General features: G+C 69.4%; 16 protein-coding genes. 2 read left to right on the forward strand and 14 right to left on the reverse strand.

Translation table 11 applies throughout. The annotated features are described in order from the left end of the window. Window positions 1–151: 151 nt before the first annotated feature. The 14 genes from ACIBTM_RS05200 to ACIBTM_RS05265 form a co-directional block, all read right to left on the reverse strand. A complete protein-coding gene (locus ACIBTM_RS05200; protein ID WP_395875274.1) occupies window positions 152–4,207 on the reverse strand; it encodes a VWA domain-containing protein in 4,056 nt (1,351 codons plus the stop codon). A gap of 349 nt (window positions 4,208–4,556) precedes the next feature. Continuing rightward, on the reverse strand, window positions 4,557–5,531 hold the full coding sequence (locus tag ACIBTM_RS05205; protein WP_395875275.1) for a zinc ribbon domain-containing protein: 975 nt from the start codon (window positions 5,529–5,531) through the stop codon (window positions 4,557–4,559). Between the two features lie 2 nt (window positions 5,532–5,533). Further along, complete coding sequence (locus ACIBTM_RS05210; protein WP_395875276.1) at window positions 5,534–6,073, reverse strand: phage tail protein; 540 nt, start codon at window positions 6,071–6,073, stop codon at window positions 5,534–5,536. Then, on the reverse strand, window positions 6,070–8,031 hold the full coding sequence (locus tag ACIBTM_RS05215; RefSeq protein WP_395875796.1) for a putative baseplate assembly protein: 1,962 nt from the start codon (window positions 8,029–8,031) through the stop codon (window positions 6,070–6,072). Before ACIBTM_RS05215 ends, ACIBTM_RS05210 begins: the two co-directional genes overlap by 4 nt. Beyond that, entirely contained in the window at window positions 8,031–8,444 is a 414-nt protein-coding gene (locus tag ACIBTM_RS05220; RefSeq protein WP_395875797.1) for a GPW/gp25 family protein, read from the reverse strand. The genes ACIBTM_RS05215 and ACIBTM_RS05220 overlap by 1 nt, the downstream gene beginning before the upstream one ends. Window positions 8,445–8,457: 13 nt before the next feature. Then, on the reverse strand, window positions 8,458–8,739 hold the full coding sequence (locus ACIBTM_RS05225) for a PAAR domain-containing protein (protein WP_395875277.1): 282 nt from the start codon (window positions 8,737–8,739) through the stop codon (window positions 8,458–8,460). A gap of 191 nt (window positions 8,740–8,930) precedes the next feature. Then, the gene (locus ACIBTM_RS05230) at window positions 8,931–10,751 is read right to left on the reverse strand and encodes a VgrG-related protein (protein ID WP_395875278.1); all 1,821 of its coding nucleotides are present in this window, start codon (window positions 10,749–10,751) and stop codon (window positions 8,931–8,933) included. Further along, the gene (locus ACIBTM_RS05235) at window positions 10,744–11,508 is read right to left on the reverse strand and encodes a LysM peptidoglycan-binding domain-containing protein (protein WP_395875279.1); all 765 of its coding nucleotides are present in this window, start codon (window positions 11,506–11,508) and stop codon (window positions 10,744–10,746) included. The genes ACIBTM_RS05230 and ACIBTM_RS05235 overlap by 8 nt, the downstream gene beginning before the upstream one ends. Window positions 11,509–11,510: 2 nt before the next feature. Continuing rightward, the gene (locus tag ACIBTM_RS05240; RefSeq protein ID WP_063274550.1) at window positions 11,511–11,957 is read right to left on the reverse strand and encodes a phage tail protein; all 447 of its coding nucleotides are present in this window, start codon (window positions 11,955–11,957) and stop codon (window positions 11,511–11,513) included. A gap of 11 nt (window positions 11,958–11,968) precedes the next feature. Next, a complete protein-coding gene (locus ACIBTM_RS05245) occupies window positions 11,969–14,497 on the reverse strand; it encodes a hypothetical protein (RefSeq protein WP_395875280.1) in 2,529 nt (842 codons plus the stop codon). A 7-nt stretch (window positions 14,498–14,504) separates the two neighbouring features. Beyond that, the gene (locus ACIBTM_RS05250) at window positions 14,505–14,663 is read right to left on the reverse strand and encodes a DUF6760 family protein (protein ID WP_016333592.1); all 159 of its coding nucleotides are present in this window, start codon (window positions 14,661–14,663) and stop codon (window positions 14,505–14,507) included. Continuing rightward, window positions 14,660–15,100, reverse strand: coding sequence for a hypothetical protein (locus ACIBTM_RS05255; RefSeq protein WP_395875281.1), 441 nt, complete (start codon window positions 15,098–15,100; stop codon window positions 14,660–14,662). The genes ACIBTM_RS05250 and ACIBTM_RS05255 overlap by 4 nt, the downstream gene beginning before the upstream one ends. Window positions 15,101–15,104: 4 nt before the next feature. Further along, entirely contained in the window at window positions 15,105–15,548 is a 444-nt protein-coding gene (locus tag ACIBTM_RS05260; protein ID WP_395875282.1) for a phage tail protein, read from the reverse strand. A gap of 15 nt (window positions 15,549–15,563) precedes the next feature. After that, a complete protein-coding gene (locus ACIBTM_RS05265) occupies window positions 15,564–17,105 on the reverse strand; it encodes a phage tail sheath family protein (RefSeq protein ID WP_395875283.1) in 1,542 nt (513 codons plus the stop codon). 189 nt (window positions 17,106–17,294) lie between these two features. Here ACIBTM_RS05265 and ACIBTM_RS05270 point away from each other — a divergent pair, with 189 nt between their 5' ends. Both ACIBTM_RS05270 and ACIBTM_RS05275 read left to right on the forward strand, forming a co-directional pair. Further along, a complete protein-coding gene (locus ACIBTM_RS05270; protein ID WP_395875284.1) occupies window positions 17,295–20,594 on the forward strand; it encodes a hypothetical protein in 3,300 nt (1,099 codons plus the stop codon). Further along, window positions 20,591–21,289, forward strand: a complete 699-nt coding sequence (locus ACIBTM_RS05275) for a hypothetical protein (protein ID WP_395875285.1) — start codon at window positions 20,591–20,593, stop codon at window positions 21,287–21,289. The genes ACIBTM_RS05270 and ACIBTM_RS05275 overlap by 4 nt, the downstream gene beginning before the upstream one ends. The last annotated feature ends 8 nt before the right edge of the window (window positions 21,290–21,297 follow it).

Here is a 21,297-nt window from a genome sequence, read left to right on the forward strand (position 1 = left end):
TACGTGGGGCGGGGGGGGGGGGGGGGGGGGGGGGGGGGGTGTGGGGGCTGGGGGGGGGGGGGGGGGGGGGGCCCTATCCCCGTGTTTTTTCGCTGTTGGGGGGCGGGGGGGGGGGCCCCCCCCCCCACGCCACAACCGTTCAAGGAGAAGGTCAACCGCGGGTGATGAACGGAGGTTGCTGGGTTCGGAGCACGACCAGGATCGGATTCGACCCGGCCGTCCCGAATTTCACGCCACCCACCGAGGTCACGTTCACCGTGCGCGGGCCGACCAGGTCGTGGTGGAAGATCAAGAAGTACGCCTCGAATCTTCCGTCGGCGCCGACCCTGACCAGCCCCGGTGCGGAGATCCCGGCCGACCAGGCCAGCCGGACCATCGCACCCGGTGGGAAGTCCGTTCCCCGGACCCGCGGGACGAAGCCGAGGGTGCCGATCTTCGGATCCAGCTCGACCACCGGCTGCCGGACCACCACCCGCGCGTTCGCCGTGTTGTCCCCGGCGTTGTTGTCGGGACCGGTCGTGCTCACCGTGCCGGAAACCGGGCCCTCGAAGGCGGCCTTCGCGGCCAACGAGATCCGGACCGCCACAGTCTGCCCCGGCCCGAGCGTCCCGAGCGCGCAACTTCCGCCACCGGGCACACATCCGGGTGCGGCCGACGTCGCGGGGAGCCCGGGTGGCAGCTGGGTCACCAGCCGGACATCCGGCATCGCGGCCTGGGAACCGTTGTGCACCAAGTAGGTCAGCAGCACATCGTCGCCGCCGACGAACAACGGGACCGCCGAGACCGACATCCCGACCGACAAGGACCCGGGAGTCACCGGTGGCGCCGGCTTTTCGCCGACCGTCACGACCGCGGTCGCGGAGTCGTCCCGCGGGTCGGCGTCAGGGCCGGCCGTGGTGACCGTGCCGGTCGCCGCCTGCGCTCCGGCGATCAGGCCGGTCGCGCCGAACCGCACCCGTACCTCCTCGCCCGGCACCATCGTGCCGAACGCGCACACCAGCCCTGGGGTGCAGGTGCCCTTGGTGGGGAGGACCGCCCCCGGTCGCAGACCGGCGGTCAGCCGGACGAACAGCCCCACCGCGGGTGACGCGGTGACACCGCGGTTGGTGACGACGAACTCGAACGTGGTGAGTCCCTCGAACGGGATCGCGACGGGTACGGCGCTCGCGCTCACCGCGATGTCGGGAATCCGTTGGAACGTGGGCTGTGCCGCCCCGCCGGGGCTGTCGATCAGAACCCGGCCGTCGCCGCCGGTGAACGGCACGACCGCGACCCGTGGCGGGGACTCGCCGGGAGAGTTCGTGTAGGCGACGAGCCCGCCGTCCGGCGACCAGGCCGGATCGTCGACGAATCCCGCGCGCTGCACCAGGATCCGGGCCTGGCCACCGTCGGCGGGAGCCACGCAGATCAGCGCGTTGCCGCTCTGGAAGGCCAGGGTGGCCCCATCCGGCGCGACGTCCGCCGTTCCTTCCGCGCCGGCCCCGCACCCCGGCCCGAACAGCGACGAAAGGTCACGCTGGTCTCCCGGCACGACGGCGTCGGGCGAAGGCTGGGTCAGCGCTACCTGCCACAACTGCTTCCGCCGGTCTTCTCCCGGCGGTGCGACGGCCATGACCGCGGTCTCGACGGCGGTGCCGTTCTTCCCGGTCGCCGTGCACGTCACCGTGGTGGCACCGACCGGGAACAGGCTGCCGGACGACGGCGCGCAGCGCGGTTCGAGTGGGCTTCCGTCCACGTCCACCGCGGTCGCGGGGTACTCGATCACCGTGGGACCGGTCCCGGTCACCGTCCGGTCGTGCAGCGTGATCAACGGCAGAGCCGGATCCTTGACGCGCACGGTGACGTTTTCGGTGTAGCCCGGCCGCACGGTGGTTTCCCCGTTCAACCGGAACTCCACGCGGCAGCGCAGGAAAGAACCCGGTGCTGCCGTCGACGACACCGTCACCGTTTCGGTGAACCGCGCGTCCTTGCCGCCGGGAACCCGTTGCGGGCCCGCGGGATCGAACGTCATCGTGAGGCCCGGATCGCAGAAGCTCACCGGCTGGACGCTGACCGGGAGGTCGCCGATGCCCGCGATGATCGCGTCCGAGATCTGGCCGGCGTCGGTGCCGGGGGTGAGGACACCGTCGGTCGCCTTGGTGATCGCGGTCGCCTGTCCCCGCGCGTCGAGGCCGCGGTCGCGATCCGTGCTCGACCCGCCGGTGACCGCGGGCACGGCCACCACGCTGATCTTCGCCGCGTTCAGTGCGGCGATCACCGCGGCCCGGACCGCCGACCCCTTGTCCGGTGGGTCTTCATGGCTCGCCGCGTCGCCGACCAGGACGAGGATGCGGCTGCTGTCCGGGCGGAAGGTGATGGCACCGGTCGCGATCTTCTGCAAGGCAAGGAGCCAGTCCTCGGCGGTGTCTCCGCCCCAGTCCGCCCTGATCCGCGCGAACGCGTCGGACAGCAGCTTCCGCTCGGCGTCGGTGCCCGCCGGGGTCAGCGGCTGCTGCACGAAGAACGACCGCGGGATGGGTTTGCCGTCCGCGCCCACGTCGTCCGGGTCGCGCACGTCTCCGAACGCCGCGACGGCGAACCGTGCTTCCTTCTCCCGGTCGCGCACGCTGTCGATGACCTTGCCGAGGTTCGTCTTGACCTGTTCGAGCACCCCGTTCTCACCGCCCATGGAGCCGGTCTGGTCCATCAGCAGGACGACATCCGGCAGGGAGCGGATCCGGTCGGTCTGCACCGTCTTGCCGATCCGCGCCGAACCGCCGCGCCCGACCGGGACGTCCACCACCGGAGGGTCCACTCTGGACGGTCCCGGCGGCCCGATCCGGGTGGCGGCACGGGTGAGCGTGATCTTCGTCCCGTCCGCCGACCACACCGGCTGCGAGTCGTCGCCGCGCAGGTGCGCCGGGATCGGGATGTCGCCGAGCGGACGGCCGTCGGCGACACGCACGATCCGCACGAAGCTGTCGGAACCCTCGCCGCTCGACACGGTCCGGGTGAACGCGATCTTCGTCGCGTCCGGCGACCATGCCGGGTGGCGCTCCCGTTCGCCGGCCCCGCCGGTCAGCGATCGCGGCGCGCCGCCGTCGGAGTTCGCCACGACGACCTGGCTGTTCCGGCTCTCGCCGGTGCCGAATTCCGTGTAGGCCAGCGAAGTCCCGTCCGGGGAGAAGGCGGGATCGGCTTCGTCGGCGTCCGGCCGGTTCGTGAGGTCGCGGCGGTCGCCGCCACGCGCGTCCGCGCTCCAGATGTCGGTGGTGGCGCCACCGCGCAGCTGGGTGAACACCGGCTGCCCATCGGCGCGGAAGGTCGGCTCGGTCTCGCCGACCGCGGGCAGCGCGGAGATCACCGAGACCTGACCGCCGGGCAAGGCGACCTGTTTGACGTCACCGAGCGGATCCGGTTGCCGGGTGGTGAAGGCCAGCCGCGCGCCGTCCGGCGACCACGCGGGCTCGGACGAGTCACCGGGCTCCGGTACCGCTCTCGTGACCGCGCCGCCGGTGTCGGCCATGACCACGACATCCCCGGTGGGGTCGAATCTGGTGGTGGTGAACGCGATCCGCGAACCGGTGGGAGCCCAGGCGGGCTGGGTGTCGGCGCCGGGGTCGTTGGTCAGACGCGTCGGCGCTCCACCGCCCGACGGCACGGTGTAGAGGTCACCGGCCGGATCCTCGCCGGTACCGCTGAACACGAGACGGCCGCCGTCGGGCGACCAGCTCGGTGAATCGTCCGCCGCCGGTCCGGCGGTCACCTGGCGCAGCCCGCGGCCGTCGACGCCGATCACGAAGATGTCCTTGCTGCCCGTGCGTTCCGAGACGAACGCGACCGACGAACCGTCGGGCGACAACGCCGGATGCGTGTCGGCGGTCGCGTCGTCGGTCAGGCGCACCGGGACCCGGGTGCCGTCCCGCAGGTACCAGATCTCGCCGTCGCGCTCGGCACCGTCGCGGGCGGCCCGTTTGCTCACCCACACCAGGCCGCCTTTGCCCGCGGACGCGTCGGAATCGACGCTGCCGGCGCCCGGAGGCAGTGCCGCGCCGGAGGGCTGGAACAAGCCGGTGGTCGCGGCGCTGACATATCCGACGCGGTAGGGCGCGGCGGGAGGTGCGGGCTGCTGCGCCGCGGTCGGCGCGAGCATCCCGGTGATCGCCGCTCCGCCCAGCACCGCGACGAGCGCGATCGCCGCCACCGCTCGGTTCGGGCGCATGGTCATCCAGTCCTTCCTCGGTGGTCGCCGCCGGATCGTGTCCTTCGGAGGTATTCGGCGGACTTCCGGCGGTGGCCACTTGTTGCGGGGTAAGCCTCATTCGGTGCCCCCAATGCCACATTGGGGGCACCGAGCGCTCCGATGAGCAGCAGTGTCCCTTGTGGACAGTCGGTGTCGAATGCGCCAACAGCGTCGTGTGATGTCCCGAAAGTGGCTTTCGCGACACACGCCCAAGCCGTGGAGCACGTCGAAGATGTAGCGAAGGGCCCCTTCCCTACCTTCAGGGTAGGCAAGGAGACCTTCACCACCACGTGGGCCGACTGACGTTGCGAAAGCCACATTTGCCTTACCCCACTCAACCGGCCTCGAACAGCTCGATCTCGGAGATCGCGACGTCCATGCCGTCCAGCGAGCGATGCAGCCCGACCACATGCAGCTCGACACTGGTCGCACCGGCGCTGTTCTCGATCGGGACCTCCTGGAGGTCCGGGGTGTCGGCCAGCACCATGTCGTAGGTCTTGCCGGTGGAGAACACGAGATGCAGGGTCTTCGGCCGGTGCGCGGCCTGGAAGTTCGCGCCGTTACCGGAATGCACGATCGCCTTCCGCAGGTCCACCGGACGGTCGAAGGTGAACACCAGTACGGGCTCGCCCTGAGCGGACGCCGCCCAGAACGTGTTCTTGGCGTTGTCGCTGACCAGGTTCCCCGGATGGCTTGGCGACTGCGCGCTCGCGGTCACCTTGCTCGGGCGTACCGGATTCAGCTTCGTCTCGAAGATCCCCGTCACCTGACTCCACAGGCCGATCGCGGCGGTGTTGATCGCGCCGCGGAACGGCTGGTACAGCGCGTAGATCAGCGCCGAGAGCAACAGCATCACCGCGATCACCCGGCGGACGGCCTTGCCGACACGGCGGCGCGCGGCACCGGCGCGGCCGACGCGACGGCGGACACCGTCCTTACCCGGCCGCTCCCCCGCCTTGTGCTCGCGGGCGCCGCGGCGGAACAGCCGCCGCCACCATGAGGTCTTCACGACCTCCGACTCGGCAAGCGACGCGCCGCAGCGGCCGCAGAAGTTGCGGGTGGGCACATTGCCCTTGCCGCATCTGCCGCAGATCAGGTCGCCCGGATTGAGCACCTGCTCCTCGACCGTCCGCTGCTGCGGCTGCCGGACCGGAGCGAGCGGCTCGGCGGGCTGTACGACCTGATGCTGGGCGGCCGGTTGGCTCACCGCGACGGGTTCCTCGTCGTCCCATTTCAGATACCGCCCGCATTCGCCGCAGAACTCGACGTCGGCGGGACCCTGATGCCCGCATTCCCGGTAGATGACCATCGCTACCCCTCCACCACTTCCACCGTGACGCGCACGTGGGCGGGCACCGCGTCCACGACCGTCGCCGTCAGCCGCCGTTCGTCGATCCGGCCCCGATCGGGCACCCGCACGCGCACGTGGACCCACGGCGGCCCCGGATCCGGGAGCGGCGCTCCGGGCTCCGGCGACGCCACGACACCGCCGCTGTCGGTCACCTCGACCGCGCCACCGGTCAGCAGCCGCACATGCTCGGCGAGCCCGCGCTGCGTACCGCGCCACCGATGCAGCTCGACCGACCGGGTCACGAGTTCGCGCAGCCGGGCCGGGCTCCAGCCTTCGTCGACGCGCAACGCCACCCAATGCGCCAGCCAGCCGACGAAATCCTCCGGCGCCAGGTTCGGGTCGAGGTAACCCGAAAAGTTGTCCAGCGTGGCGAAGACCGGTGCGAGCACTTCGTCGAGCGCACCGGTGAAGCCCTGGACGAACCGGTCCTCGGCGTAGACCGAGGGCAGTTGCTCGCCGATCGGGTGCGGGCTCGGCAGCCCGGGCACGGCCGCTCTCATCGGTCACTCTCCCGGACCCGGACCTGGTGCCCGAAGGAGAACGCGAGCGCGTGGGGCGGCAGGTCGAGCCGGTCGACCTGCTCGCCGCGTTCCCGCGTGATCGGATTGGCCGCGAACAGGCGCACGTCCTCCACCATCTCGACGCCGGGAAGCCGTTGCAGCACCGCGAAGACCTCGCCCGACTGCACGGGCCGCCCGAACGGCCAGCCATCGCCGTCCGGCCCGCCGGTGAGCGGGTTGAAGTAGTCGTAGAGCGCCTGCGTCGCCCGCGGGCCGAGGATGCCGGGGCTGGTCCGGCGGCGCGACCTCAGCCGGGCGACGACCGTGACCCCGTGGTAGAACGGCGCTTCCACGGACACGAGGGCGCCGACACAACGGCGTTCGTCCAGGTACCGCTCGATCCGGGTCCGCATCCCGGGATCGAGCATCAGCGTCGCGAACTTCAGCTCGCCGGTGTCGGGGACGGCGGGCACGACGAGGACACGGATCGCACCGGTCTCGCGGCCGTCGGGGCCGTGCGCCGGTACACAGCGCACCCTCGCCGCCTCGGGCGCCGCTTCGCGCGCGAGCTGCTCGTAGTCCTCGGCGGTGACGGCGCGGTCGCGAGTGCGCAGCAGCAGCGGGCCGCGGACCGCCGCGTCCCGTACCGACTCGCCGTCCACCCCGCCGGTCGCCGGCCGCCGGTTCACCACGGTGCTGACGAACGGGATCGGATCCCGTTGTACTTCGAGTACTTCACGGGCGACGTTCCCGCGCCGCCCGCCACCGGCCCGGTAGACGGGCACCCGGATCGCGGCGGCCTTGGCCGGAACGGCGCCGTAGTACCGGATGCCGCCCTCGGGCTGGCGCACGGCCGGGCCGAACGCGATCTCCCCGGCGACCCGGTCGAGCTGGACGTGCCGGTCGTCCGGGCCCGACTCCGCGAACGAGGACACCTCGGTCCATTCCTGCCAGCCGTCCGGACCGGACACCTCCACGATCAGCTCCTCGCCGCCGGCGACCACCGGCCGCCTGCCGAGCGGGAACCGCTGTCCTGGCAACCCGTCCGAGGTGCCGACGACCTCGCCGCGCACGACCTCGGCGTGCACCGCGCCGACCGTGCCGCCGATGGTCGACGCCTCGACCGAGCGCAGCCGCGGCGACCGCTGGAAGAAGGGCTGGTTCCGCTTCGGTTCCGTCAACCGGCATCGGATCCAGCCCGCGTGCCGCCCGGCGAGCACCGACACCGTGTGCCCCGGCGGCACGTGCAGCACGACGTCCCCGGACCGGTTGAACGCGCCGGTGCTGTCCCGGTCGATCTCACCGACGGCCCAGCCGTGCCCGTCCCATGCCTCCCAGACCCACGGCGGGTCGTGCGGATCGACACCCTGCCCCTCGACCTCGCAGTCCATCCGCAGCAGTACCGCGCAGCCGGGCACGGCGTCCGACAGTCCGAAGTAGACGGCGTCGCCGGACGCGGGGCTTTCGGCGAAACACGCGGGTTCGCCGCCGACCAGCAGCTCGTCGGTACGGTCGACCGGCGGCACACCGGGGTCGGCGTCGCCGGTCGCCAGACCCGCGAGCGAACACGGCACGATCGTCAGCGTGCGCTCCACGGTGAACACGACGGGGTCCTCGACCTCGTCGCGCACACTCGCGACCTGTTTCCCCGCGGAGACGACCACCGGGACGTCACGCGCCGCCGAGAGCCAGAACGTCACGTCGGTGCGCGCCGCGGTCGGTGCGAACAACCGCACGCCGATGAGGTCGAGGAACCGCAGATAGTGCAGGTCCGGTACCCGGTTGAGCCGGTAGAGCACCTGGTCGACCATCTGCGCGAACGTCTCGATCAACGTCACGCCGGGGTCGGAGACGTTGTGGTCCGTCCATTCCGGACAGTTGCGCTGGACGAGGTACTTGGCTTCGTCGACCAGGTCCTGGAACCGGCGGTCGTCGAGGTTGGGCATGGGCAGCGACATCACGCACCGTCCTGAGTGGACTCGTGCGGCGGGATGACATAGAACGGGAAGACCAGGTTGCGCGGGTCGTTGGTCCCGCGCAGCTGGTACTTGATGTCGATCAGCAGCGTGCCACGCTCGGCCTCGGAGAACCCGACCACGACGTCGGTGAGCGTGATCCGCGGCTCCCACCGCTCCAGCGCGGTGCGCACCTCGTAGGCGATCTGCCCGGCGGTGGCCGAGTCGGCAGGCGCGAACACGAGATCGTGCACCGCGCAACCGAACTCCGGGCGCATCGGCCGTTCGCCGGGAGCGGTGGCCAGTATCAGCCGGATACTCTCGACGACCTCGCGTTCGCCGCCGACCAAGGCGATCGAACCCGTCGCGTCGGTGCGCACCGGGAACGCCAGTCCCCGACCGAGGAAGTCTTTCATCGGCACAGCCACGTCAGCCTCCGATCAGGACGGTCGGGCAGCCCATGACGATCGGCGCGCCGCAGGCGGCCAGGTCGCCCATACGCGCCGCGGGCAGGCCGCCGATCAGCACCGTCGGGCAGCCCGGCGGCGCTATCGGCGTCGGCGGATGCACCGCGGGCGGCGGGAACGAGCAGATGTGCATCGTGCCGACCGTGGCGGCGGGTTTCCCGCCGATGAGCACGGTCGGCACCCCGGGCACGGAGATGACGCCCGGATGCCCGGTCGGGTCGCCGACCCTCGCGGCTGGTGGCATGCCCACTCCTCGGTTCTGTGTCTGTCGGCGGTTCAAGACCGGGCGGGTCCCGGTTGCCGGTCTGGCTGGTGTGCGGAGCGGCCGGCGTGTCGCGAAAGCCACTTTCGGGACGTCAGATGTCGCGAAAGTGGCTTTCGCGACATGCCACAGCCGTTCACGCACATGGCCGGTTTCCGCATTCGTCCCCCTCCTCAGTTGATCTTGACCACGCTGCCGCGCACGGTCACGACACCGCTCGCGGTCAGCTCCGCCTGGCCCTGTCCCTTGACCGACACCGTCGCGCCTTCGACGTTCACGCCCGCCGTGCCCGACAGCTTCAGGCTGCTGCCCGCCTCGACGGTCGCCTCGGCCGCCGACTTCACGGAAACCTTCTGGCCCTTGAGCTCCAGCGAACCGCTGCCCGCGTCGATGCTCACGCCGTTCCGCGCCTTCACCGTGACGCCCTTGCCGCTGGTCACTTCGATCATCTGGTTCTTCTGGTCGAGTTTGACCACCAGCTTCCCGTCCCCGGAGGCGACGACGATGCCGTCCTGTTCGGCGAACTCGAGCTTGTGCCCCTTGCGGGAGACGAAACCCCGTACGGCGATCTCGCCGCTGTTGCCGTCGATCGGCGACGCGGTGAACTTCGGGACCGCGTCGGCGCCGTTGTAGAGCCCGCCGAGGACGTACGGGGCCTCGAAGTCGCCTTGCTCGAAGCCCACGAGCACCTCGTCGCCGACCTCGGACATGACCATCGCGCCCCGCCCGTTCCCGGCTCCGGGTTGCACCGTACGCGCCCAGTTGCTGGTGAAGTCCTGATCCAGCCACGGAAAGGTCAGCTTGACCCGGCCGAGCCCGGCGGGATCCTTCGCGTCACTGACCACCGCGGGCACCACCCCGGGCCACGCCGACGTTCTGGAGCCACCGGCGACCAGCCCGTAGAGCGAGCGTTCCTGCCTGCCGGAGACGGCGAACTCGGTGGTGTAGCCGACTTCCGCGTTGAACAGGTGCCGGGTACTGGTGAGCGTGTACTTGCCCGCGAACGGTTTGCCGACACCGGTCAGCGTCACCGCCGCGCCCGCCCGGAGCTTCGGGTTGCCCTTGGCCACCCCGTCGAGTTCGGTACACGCGCCGCCGAGCCGTTCGGACAGCGCGACCGCCGCCGCCTTGGTCTCGGCCTGGGTCCGCCGCGGCGTATCCGCCGAGACGTACTTGGGGCTGGAGAACTTCTTCGCGAGCGCGACCGGGTCGACGCCCTCGACCTCGGTTCCCGCGTTCTTCGGCTTTTCGACGGCCACCACGGGTTTCTTCGTCGTGATGTCCCAGCCACGGGCCTCGACCTCGGGCACCTGCTCGGCCGCGGTGACACTGGCGCGCAGGCTGACCAGCGTCCGGTGCGCCTCGAGCACCAGCGGGTCGGTGTTGGCCTTCGCGGTGGTGGCGGGTGCGGACGACGGCTTCTCCGCGAGGCGGAAGTTCAGGGCACCACCACGCACGGCGATCTGGGCGCCTACCGATTCCGCCAGCCGGGAGAGGAAATCCCAGTCGCTGACGTTGTCCTGGCTGAACTGCGTATGCGGACGGCCGCCGACACCGGGGACCGGATCGATCTTGCCGACCTTCAACCCGGCGCGCTGAGTCACCTTGGTGACGACGTCCGCGAGGCTCATCCCCGGGTAGACCGCGACCCGGCGGCCACGGAACAGCCGGTGCGCGTGGTCGTAGCCACGCACCTCGGTGAAGGTACCGATCCGGTCCAGGTCGATCGCGACCGCGGTGACCTCGCCGGAAAGCAGCTCCTGCGGTGCCTCGGGATCGGAGGTCTGCACCTTCAGCTTGATCTCCGCGCCGACCGTGAACTTCCCCTTGTCCAGCACCACGTGCCCGGAATCGCGGAACCGCAGGACGAACATGTCCGGGAGGTTCCGGCTGTCGTCGACGTAGGCGTAGGAGAGCAGCGTCTTCACGTCGTCGGGCAGCGGACCCCCGGCGACCTCGACGATGAGGTTGTTCGCGAAGCTCTCGTTAGCCATCGAGTTCCTCCAGCGCCGGCACGAGCAACCGGGTGCCGGGCCGCAGCCGCATCGGGTCGTCGATGTCGTTGGCGTCGGCGATCTCGCGCCACTTCCCCGCGTCGCCATAGGCACGGAACGCCACCGCCTGCAGGGAATCACCGGCGACGAACACATGGGTGTCCCGTGCCGCCAGCGCACCCGAGGTCGGGTTCTGCCCGCTCAGCTCGCCGGCGATCTCCTCCAGGTTCACCGTGCAGACCGCGCGCACCGGAGTGCCCGACGGGGTGAACAGCGTGTACTTCGCGGTCACATTGGCGACATACGCGGGGAAGCCGGTCATACCGCCCCATTTGAAGATCACCCACGGCGGCGAACCCTTGCCGTGCTGGCGGCTTTCCTCGGTGGCGACACAGCAGGTGAAGAGCTGCTCGACCTTCTTGACGACGGCGTCGTCCATCTTGTCGGTGGCATCGAGGAACATCTCCAGCGCGAGCTTGCACGGGTCCGAGCCCTTGAACTCGGGAGGTCCGCTCTTCTTCGCGTTGCGCTGCGGGTCACGTCCCCATTTGGCGTTCTTGGTGAGCGAGAGTTCCTTGGGGTTGAACTGGAACTTGATCTCGAACAGCTTGGCGCCGGGCTGCCCGGTGCCACCGGACTGCGGGGGTTTGCGGACCTCCAGCAGTGCGCGCTGGAGGTTGTTCGGCGCCGGTTCGCCGGAGCCGTACGCCGCGGGCGGCTGGGATCCGGCGGAGGTGAACGTGACGGGTGAGGACATGGCTAGCCCTTCTTCGCCGGGCTGAGAAAGCCGTGGTGGGCCAGTTCGAGGGTCTCGGTGGCGACCTTCGGCGAGTCGGGCGAAAGTTGCGGCCCGCTCCAGCGCACGGGCACGACCCCCTCCAGCGACCAGCTGGCGATCACGGTGCCTTCGAGGGTGCGCGCTTCGATGGTCGCGGTCTTGCGCTCGATGCCGCCCGCCATGCCGGCGAACCACTTCGTGATCTGCGAGCTGGCTTCGGTGACCGGGCGGGAGAGCTTGATGTTGGAGTACTTGATCCGCGTCGGGAGCTGCCAGACCATGCCGTTGTTGCCGCCCTCCTCCCGCTGCTCCATGACGAACTCGCACCCCAGCCCGTCGCAACTGCTGAATGCGCCGAGGTTGCCGAGGTTCTTGTCGTCGAGCTTGACGACGTAACAAACGGCGACGGCTTCTTCCGCGTCCGGCATCGGCTTCTCCTTCAGTGCGGGCGATCGGTGAGCGCGCCACGGCGCTCACGGTCGAGGCGGAGTTCGGTCTTCAGCCGCCGCAGCAGCGGATCGAAGAGCTTCTTGACGAGTTCCTCGGTCTCCGGCTGCGCGGCCGGTGCCGCCGGAGCCGCCGAACCGGCCGCCGCGGGCACCGGCACCTCGGCCGGCGGTGCGACGGGCGCCGGCGGTGGTGCTTCCGGATCGCGCTGGACGGCCGGGGTCTCCACCTGTCGCGACACGGCGACGGGTGGCAGGTTGAGCACGAGGCCCGTGCCGTGATCGACGGTCTCGCCCGGCACAGTGCGTCGCACGGTCCGCAGAACGTCCATTGTGGATCGTGGACTGTGCGCGGCTTCGGCGATCCTCGCCACCGGCAACGGCCCGGTTCGCTCACCGCTCGGCTCGACGTTTTCCGCCACTGGGAGAACCATCGTCGGCTGCTCGGAGGATCCGGTGTCTTTCCGTTGAACGACCGGCGTGACCGCGAGCGTCTGTGAGACGAGCGGGCTCGGCTCGTGGACGCGCTGGATCGTCGGTGGTGTCGAGCCGTGCACGACACGGGCGGACGGCAGGGGGTTCGTGATCCGCGGCGCCTCGATCACGCGGGACACGGGCAGTCCCGGTAGCGGTGTGGCGGCACCACCTTCGCTCATCAAAGCGGTGAGGGTCGGCAGCCGGGGAACCGCCGCCGGCGTGCCGTCGACGACTCGAGCCACCGGCAGTGGTGACGTCGAGATCGTCACTGCCGGTGGCGCGTTCACCGAGCCGCCCGGCGCTCCGGGCGGCTCTGGGATTTCCGGTGTCCCGGACCGGATCCGCGGTGGTTCGGGCGGGTGGAAAGTGGTGCCGGGCGAAGATCGCGACGAGGTGACCGCCGTCAGGCTCGGCGGTGGTTCGACCGCCCGGGAGACCAAGATCGGCGCGTTCTCGAGGGTGCTCGCCGGCTCCCCCGGCGATTCGTCGCGCAGGCGCTGCACCGGGCGCTCAACCGATACCGGCTCCTTCGGCGATTCGTCGCGCAAGCGCTGCACCGGCGGCTGAACCGCTGTCTGCTCCCCCGGCGAATCGTCACGCAACCGCTGCACCGGCCGCTGAACCGTTGTCTGCTCCCCTGGTGATTCGTCGCGCAGACGCTGCACCGGTCCCTGAACCGATGCCTGCTCCCCTGGCGATTCGTCACGCAAGCGCTGCACCGGCCGTCGAACCGACGCCCCGGACAGTGGCACGTCCCGGTGTTTCGGCGCTGGAAGATCCGGAGCCGGTTCGACGACCGAACGCTGAACGGCCGCCGGTATGGAGGTCCGAGACTCTGACGTCGGCGTCTCCACCGGCGTGGCCGGAGGGATCCGTTCCTCCCCCGCCACCATCCGGGCCACTGGCCGCGGCGTTTCGTCCACCACCGGCGCCGAGGTCTCGTCGGGCGGCGTCGTGGGAAGCACCGAGGTCTCCACGGCGCCCCCCAGCGGCGCGCCCACCTCGGCGATATCGTCTTCGCGCACTGGTACGGGAGCGTCGGCAACCGGTGCCTCGACAGGGCCCGAATCCGGCAAGATCGGCGCGCCGAGTCCCAGCCGCCGCGGGGCCGCCTCGACCTGTTCCGTCCGCTGGACGACCGGTAGCGCGGGCCGCGACGGCTCGACCGGCCGCGAGGTCACCACCTCCGAGGCGGGCGGCTCCACGGGGAGCGGGTCCGGCGCCTGGACCGGCACGGTCTCGAACGGCTCGGCATCAGCCGGTTCGGGCTCCGGCGCCATCGGGGTGGGTGCCGAAGCGATCGGGCCAGGGTCAGGCTGGGAGAGCTCGGGCGGCGGCGGAGTGGAGTCGACCGCGGGCTCCGGCGTGTGGAGCGGAGGGCTCGGGGTTTCCGACCGGATCGCCTGAACCGTCCTCACCGGCGGGCGCGCCGGGACCACCGACGGACCGGCGGACGTCAACGGCATCGATGGCCGGCCGGCTTCACGCGACGAGGCCGCGACGGCCGGTAGCACGAGCGCGGCCGTCGGCTCCAGCATGGCCATCGGCTCCAGCATGGCCGTCGGCGCGTAAGCCGGCCCCGGCTCGTCCGGCAACGGCTCCTCGTGCGGCAACGGCTCCTCGTCCGGCTGCGCCGTCGCCGCCGGGGGCACGGATTCCGGTTCGGGCGCAAGGCTTTCGGACACCGGAGCGTCCGGTTCCGCGGCGCGCTGCACCGACATTCCCCAAAGACGTGACAGCACACCGCGTTTGCGGACCGACCGCTGCACCACAGGCATGTCCGGCGGTGTCCTCGGTGCTCGCGCGAGACCATCGATGACACCCGAGGGCTCCGCCGGACCGACCCGATGGCCCAGTGGCTCCAGGTAGGCCGGGCTCTGCCAGGACGTCAGCGAGGAACTGAACCGCTGCACCGGGTTGATCAGCGGATGCTCGGTGACGACGCGCTGGATCGGCGGCAGGCTTCGCCATTCGGCACGGGTCACCGGCAGCGTGGCCGGCGCTTCCTGGGGCGAGCCCGGCTCCTTCCTGCGCCACGTCCACATCGAAGCGTCACCGCCCCTCGCTCATCCGAGTGTTGATCCGGGCGATCTCGGCGACGTAGGTCAACCGGTCGTGGTGTTCGAGGTCGAGGATGTCGTCGAGCGACCAGTGCAGGTGGTAGGCGACGTACGCGACTTCCTCGTGCAGCCGTCCGGCCGCGTACGTCACGATTCCCCCAGGCGGCCACTGGCGACGTCGACGACGAACTCGTGGCCGCACTCCGGGCAGCCGACACCCGCCCGTGTATGGCCTTCGCTGTTGATCCGCCGGTACATGTCCTGCAGGAACGCCAGATCCGAAGCGAACAGGTTCTCGATCACTCCGGCGTGCACGTCGGTGACATCGCCGATCCGGGTGATCACCCTGGCCAGCAGCACCACCGTGAGGAACGCCGAGTTCTCGCGGACCCGGTCGTCCCGCAGCGGGACGAGCTCGTCCCGAGCGGTCGCCAGCCGCATCACCCCGGAGTGATGCACCTTCCCCGCGTCGTCGACGTATCCGCGCGGCAGTTCGAACGCGAACTCGGTCCGCAGCTTCGGCCGGGCCCGCTCCTCCGGGACGACGGGGGCTTCTTCGGCCGGCGCCGACGTCATCACCCTGCGCATGGGCTCACTCGACTTCCATCTGCTCGTAAGTGATCACGAGCTTCTCGGTGAGCACACTGGTGTCGCCCGCCTTCAGCGCCCCGATCTCCAGGCTCTTCGGCCACGCGTTGGTGAGCTTGTAGCGCTTGAGCGCGGTGCCTTCGTAGTCGTAGACGATGATCGCGCCGCCTTTACGGGCGGAACCCATCTTGCCGAAGTGCGCGTCCTTGACCCACTTCTCGAAGCTGCTGTCGTCGGTCAGGCCACGGGTCAGCGTGACCTCGCCCGCCTTCGGGCGGCCGGGGAGCTTCTTGATGACGTACTTGCCGTCCACGGTGTTCTGCTTGAGCTCGATGACGTCCTGCTCCATCTTCAGCCCGGAGACCTCGGAGATCTGCTTGATCTGGACGCCATCGATCTCGAGCCCGAAGGAGTGGCCGACGGCCTTGTCAAGATCGGGAAGTGCCATTTCGGAGCCCTTTCACTATTCGTTGACCAGGCTGGTGCCGCCGGACATCTGGGCCAGCCGGAAGATCACGAACTCCGCCGGTTTCACCGGCGCGATGCCCACTTCGCAGATCACCTGGCCGAGATCGATCCCCTCGGCCGGGTTGGTCTCCCGGTCGCACTTCACGAAGAAGGCCTCGTCGGGAGTGAGTCCGAACAGCGCGCCCTTCCGCCACTCCATCACCAGGAATGCACTGATCGTGCGCCGGATGCGGGCCCACAGCGCGTCGTCGTTCGGCTCGAACACGACCCACTGGGTGCCGTTGAGGATCGATTCCTCCAGGTAGTTGAACAGCCGCCGGACGTTGAGGTAGCGCCACGCCGGGTCGCTCGACAACGTGCGCGCGCCCCAGATCCGGATCCCCTTGCCCGCGAAGGAGCGCACGCAGTTCACCCCGATCGGGTTGAGCAGCTCCTGCTCCGCCTTGGTCAGATGCGTCTCGAGCGCCAGCACGCCGCGGACGACCTCGTTCGCCGGTGCCTTGTGGACACCGCGGGTCGCGTCGGTGCGCGCCCACACCCCCGCCATGTATCCGCTCGGCGGCACGTAGGTGTTGGTCCCGCTGGCGGCGTCGAGCACCTGCACCCACGGGTAGTACAACGCCGCGTACTTCGAGTCGTACCCGGCCTGGTCCATGCGCCAGGAGCGGACCTCCTGCGGGTTGAGCCCCGGCGGCGGGTCGACGATCGCCATCCGGTCGCCCATCAGCTCGCAGTGCGCGATCATCGCCAGCTGCACGGCCTTGACCCCGTCGAGGTCGATCAGGTCGCGCTGGTGGGCGGCCATCAGATCCGGCACCGCGACCATGGTGATCTCGTCGATCGCCTCCAGGCCACCGAAACCGGTGCGATCGGCGACGTCACCGACGTAGTCGTCGGCCGCGATGCGACGCGGGACGGGCGGTGGCTGCGGCGGCTCGGTGAGCACCGCGGTGCCACGGTCCGGCTTCGCCACCGCGCCACCGGTCGCGAGCTCTTCGATCGTGATGAAGCTGGACTTCTCGCGCACCAGCGTGACGACGTTCTCCTTGGTGCGCTTGGTGGTCACGTTATGGGTCTCGACGACCTTGCCGTCCTTCTTGACGAGCACGGTGAACCGGTCGTCGCCGGGGTTCTCGCCTGCCGGTTCGGCGACCTCGACGGTGAGCTCTCCGGCCTGCCCGCCGCCCGTGAGCTCTTTCGCCACGAAACGGTAGCCACCGAGTACGGCCTGGCGCGTCGCCGCCTGGGGTGCCGCACCGTTCTCCTGTCCTCGCGGACCGCCGATGCGGACGATGTAGCAGTTGGCGCCGCCGTTGAGAAAGTAGCCGTAGACCGACTGGGCCAGGTAGCAGCCTTCGACGAAGTCGCCGAAGGTCTGCGTGAACTGGGTCCAGTTGGACACCAGGGTGGGTGTGTTGAAGGGGCCCTCCGCCGCGAAACCGACGAAGGCGGCGACGGCGGTGCCCACACCCTCGATCGGCCGGGCACCCGCCTCGATCTCCTCGACGTACACACCCGGCGTGAGATAGGTGGGCATGCGTGCCTCCCCTTTTCGGCGCACTCGCTGACATCGGCGATGCTCCTGCGTGAGCGTTCGCGATGGAACGACCGAGCGGATAGGTCGGCGGGAACCAATCTCTGCCCGAAAAGGCAACTGCCCGTTCGGGCAGCCTGGCCCGCCCCTCCGGCTGTTGGCAATCGGCCCGGCGAAGCCGAAAGTGAAGGCATGCCGGCGGGCCGGGACAAGGTGGCACAGGCCCCGGCCGCGCAACCCGCGCGGCCGGTCAAACCCGCGCGCCGTGCCACCCCGCCCACGCTGCTGCGGCTGCAGGCCGCCGCGGGCAACGCGGCGGTGACCCGCCTCGTCGGTTTGCAGCGCAGCTGCCCCGCTCCCCCGGTCGCGCCCACCGGCGTGACCCCCGCGTCGGACCCGAAGTTCGGGTCGCTCAAGAAGGACGTCAGCGGTCAGGCGAAGGCGGCCAAGGCGCATCCGCCCGCCGCCGCGGAGGTCAAGAAGGCGCAGGACGCCGCGGTCGCGCCCGCCGACGACAAGGAAGCCCAAGCGAAGGCGGCGCAGGCGGACAAGATGGCCGCCGCCAAACCGGCCGGGTTCGACAAGGCCGCCTTCGTCGCCGCGGTCAACGCCGCCGTCGCCAAGCAGGCGCCGAAGAATCTCGACGAAGCCGACAAGTTCGCCTCCTCCGGCAAGGCGGACCAGATCAAGTCCGAAGTGATGGGCAAGGTCACCAGCGGCAAGGACGCTTCCGCCAAGGACGTCACCGACCGCACCAAGGAAGCGCCGGACACCAGCAAGGCCACGGAAAAACCGGTGAAACCCCTGCCGGAAACCCCGCCGCCGCCCGCGTTGTCCCCGCCGGACGCCCGCAAGGCCACCCCGGACAAGGCCCCGCCCGGCCAAACCGACCTGCGCGCCGACCAGTGCGAAACCCACGGCAAAATGGCCGAGGCCGGAGTCACCGACCAGCAGCTCGCGCAGTCCAACGAGCCCGAGTTCACCGGCGCGCTCGCGGCCAAACAAGAAGGCGAACAGCACACGGCGTCGGCACCCGCGGCGGTTCGTGAGTCGGAGGCGGGCCGGCTGGCCGCCGTCACGGGCGCGGCGCAGGCGTCCGGACAGGCCGCGATGGCGGGTATGACCGGCGCGCGGACGTCGTCCGGGCAACGCGGGCAGGCGGCGAAGTCGGCCACGAAGGCCAAGGACGAGCAGGACCGGGCCCGCATCACCGCCGAGATCAAGGCGATCTTCGAGGAGACCAAGACGAAGGTCGAGGGGGTCCTCGGCGCGCTCGACGACGAGGTGGCCAAACGGTTCGAGACCGGCGAAGCGGCGGCGAAGGCCGCGTTCACCGCCGACCACCAGGCCCGGATGAAGAAGTACAAGGACGAACGCTACGACGGCGTCACCGGCGCGGCCCGCTGGACCTACGACCTGTTCGCCGGCCTGCCCGCCGAGGCGAACAACCTCTTCCTCGAAGCCAAGAAGGTCTACGAGTCGAAGATGCAGGGCGTCATCGGCGAGATCGCCGATTTCGTCGGCCGGCAGCTGACCGAAGCGAAACGGCTGATCGCCGAAGGCCGCGAGCGAGTGCGGCAGAAGGTCGACTCGCAATCCCCCGCCCTGCGCAAGATCGCGGGCGAGGCCGCCAAGGAACTCGGCAGCCAGTTCGACGAACTCGAGAACTCCGTCGACGAGAAACAGCAGTCGCTGGTCGAGGATCTGGCACAGAAGTACAGCGAAGCCCGCAACGCCGTCGACGAGGAGATCAAGGCGCTGCAGGCGGAGAACAAAGGCCTGTGGGACAAGGCGAAGGAGGCGATCGGCGGCGCGATCGACACGATCCTCAAGCTGAAGGACATGCTGCTGAGCGTGCTGTCGCGGGCGGCGAACGCGGTCGGCCTGATCATCGCCAAACCGATCGAGTTCCTCGGCAACCTGGTCAACGCGGTCAAGACCGGCGTCATGAACTTCGGCGCGAACATCGTGCAGCACCTCAAGGACGGCCTGAAGGCCTGGCTGCTCGGCAACCTGGCCAGCGCGGGCATCGAGATCCCGGAGACGCTGGACGCCAAGGGCATCCTGAAGATGATCATGTCGCTCCTCGGACTCACCTGGGCGAGTGTCCGCGCACGGATCCTCCGCTTCATCCCGGAACCCGTGCTCGCCAAGCTGGAGCAGACGTTCGAGGTGGTCAAGATCCTGATCACCGAAGGCGTACCGGGGCTCTGGCGCTGGGTGGTCGAGAAACTCGGCGACCTCAAGGAACTGGTGCTCGGCCAGATCAAGGAATTCGTGATCGAGAAGATCGTCAAGGCGGGGATCACCTGGATCATCTCGATGCTCAACCCGGCGGCCGCGTTCATCAAGGCCTGCAAGGCGATCTACGACATCGTCATGTTCTTCGTCGACAAGGCCGCCCAGATCAAGGAGTTCGTCTCGTCGGTGCTGGACTCGGTCGAGTCGATCGCCCGCGGCGGGGCGGGCGCGGTGGCCGGGCTGATCGAGCGCACGCTGGCGAAGGCGCTGCCGATGGTGCTCGGGTTCCTGGCGAGCCTGCTCGGGCTCGGCGGGATTTCGGAGAAGATCAAGTCGATCCTGGAGAAGGTCCAGGCCCCGGTCGGCAAGGTGATCGACACGGTGGTCGGGACGATCGTCAAGGCAGGCAAGAAGATCTTCAAGAAGCTCGTTCGCGCCGGGGGCGACCTGAAGGACAAGGTCGTCAAGCTGCTCAGGCCCGAGCAGGACAGCCTGAGCATGAACGGCGACGGACACACGCTGATCGCCACTCCGACGCCGGACGGTGGCGTCGTCGAGATGGCCAGTACGCGGGGCAAGGTCTCGACCAAGGCGAAGAACGCGATCGCGGATTTCACGAAGAAGAAAATCACGCCCAAGCCGGGGCAAATCGACGCGCTCAACGAAATCGCCGCCTCCGCCGAAGTCGTCGAGAACCTGCTCAAGAAGGCAGGCAAGGAGGGCAAGGCGAAGACTCTGCTCGAATACAACGGATTTCCCGGCGCGTTCCGCAGCTTGAAGAGTCTCATCGTCGCATACGCCAGGAAATACAAAGCCACAGATATCACGGTCGAGGTGCTGGAGGGCGAAAGACGCAAACTCGCCGCGGAGGTGGGAGTCGACCTGCAGACGATGGCGCACGCGGTGCGCGATCACCTCGTCGCCACTCCGGTCGACGTCGACGCCGTCCTGACCGCCGCGGAGAAGAAAATACTCGAGAGAAAGCCGTTCCTGTGGCGCGCGAACTTCGGCAAAGCCATGGAGCGCGTCATGGCCGCCCGGATCGTCGCCTCGCCGAAGCTGCGCAAGTACCTGACCCACGTCGGCACCTCGGGCACGCCGGACTGGACGGGCAAGGACATCATCAAGGGCGCGAAGTACGACGTCACCACCGACAATGAAGCAACGATCAAGAAACACGAGGGCCGCTGGTGGTGGGACAAGAAGGTTGACATACTGATCAAGTACACCGCGCCCCCGGAGCCGAAGTGACCACATTCAGCCGGCAGACGTTCGCCGACCTCTATGACGAGGACTCCGGCGAAACCTATGAGGATCTCGAGTTCGTGAGATGCAAGTTCCGGAGTTGCGCCCTGTCGATGGCGCACACCCCGGATACCAGGACCACCGTCCGCCGCACCACGCTCCGCGACTGCGAATCTTCATGGTGTTTCGTCATGAGCCCGATCCTCGAGGAGGTGACGATCGACGGCCTCAAGTCGGGATCGCAACCCCTGTTCACCCAAGGGGCACTGTTTCACCGGACGACGCTGACCGGAAAGTTCGACAGTGTCGTCATCTCGCCACGCGCCGACCCCGTGACCTACCCCGACGCGAACGGGTCCCTGTTCGACGAAGCACGCAAAGAGTTCTACTCGCGGATCGACTGGGCTCTCGACATCCGCCACGTCGAAGCCCGCAGCTTGGAGATCTACGACGTGCCTGCCGCCCTCGTGCGCCGTGATCCCGAGACCCAAGCGGTGGTCCTACGCGAATCAGCCGCGCGCGAAGATTCCTGGCGTGTACTGGATCTTGGAGAGACGTGGTGGCCTGAAGTTCTTGAGACCATGCTCGAACAGGATTATGAACAAGCGATTCTGGTGACCCCGCTGAGAAACCGTCACGCGGCCGCGTTCATCGAAGGAATCCGCAAACTCCGAGCGGCAGGCGTCGCAGAGCCCACCTGATGTGGGCC

Origin of the sequence: Amycolatopsis sp. NPDC049868 (genome assembly GCF_044461365.1) — a bacterium.
Taxonomy (GTDB): domain Bacteria; phylum Actinomycetota; class Actinomycetes; order Mycobacteriales; family Pseudonocardiaceae; genus Amycolatopsis.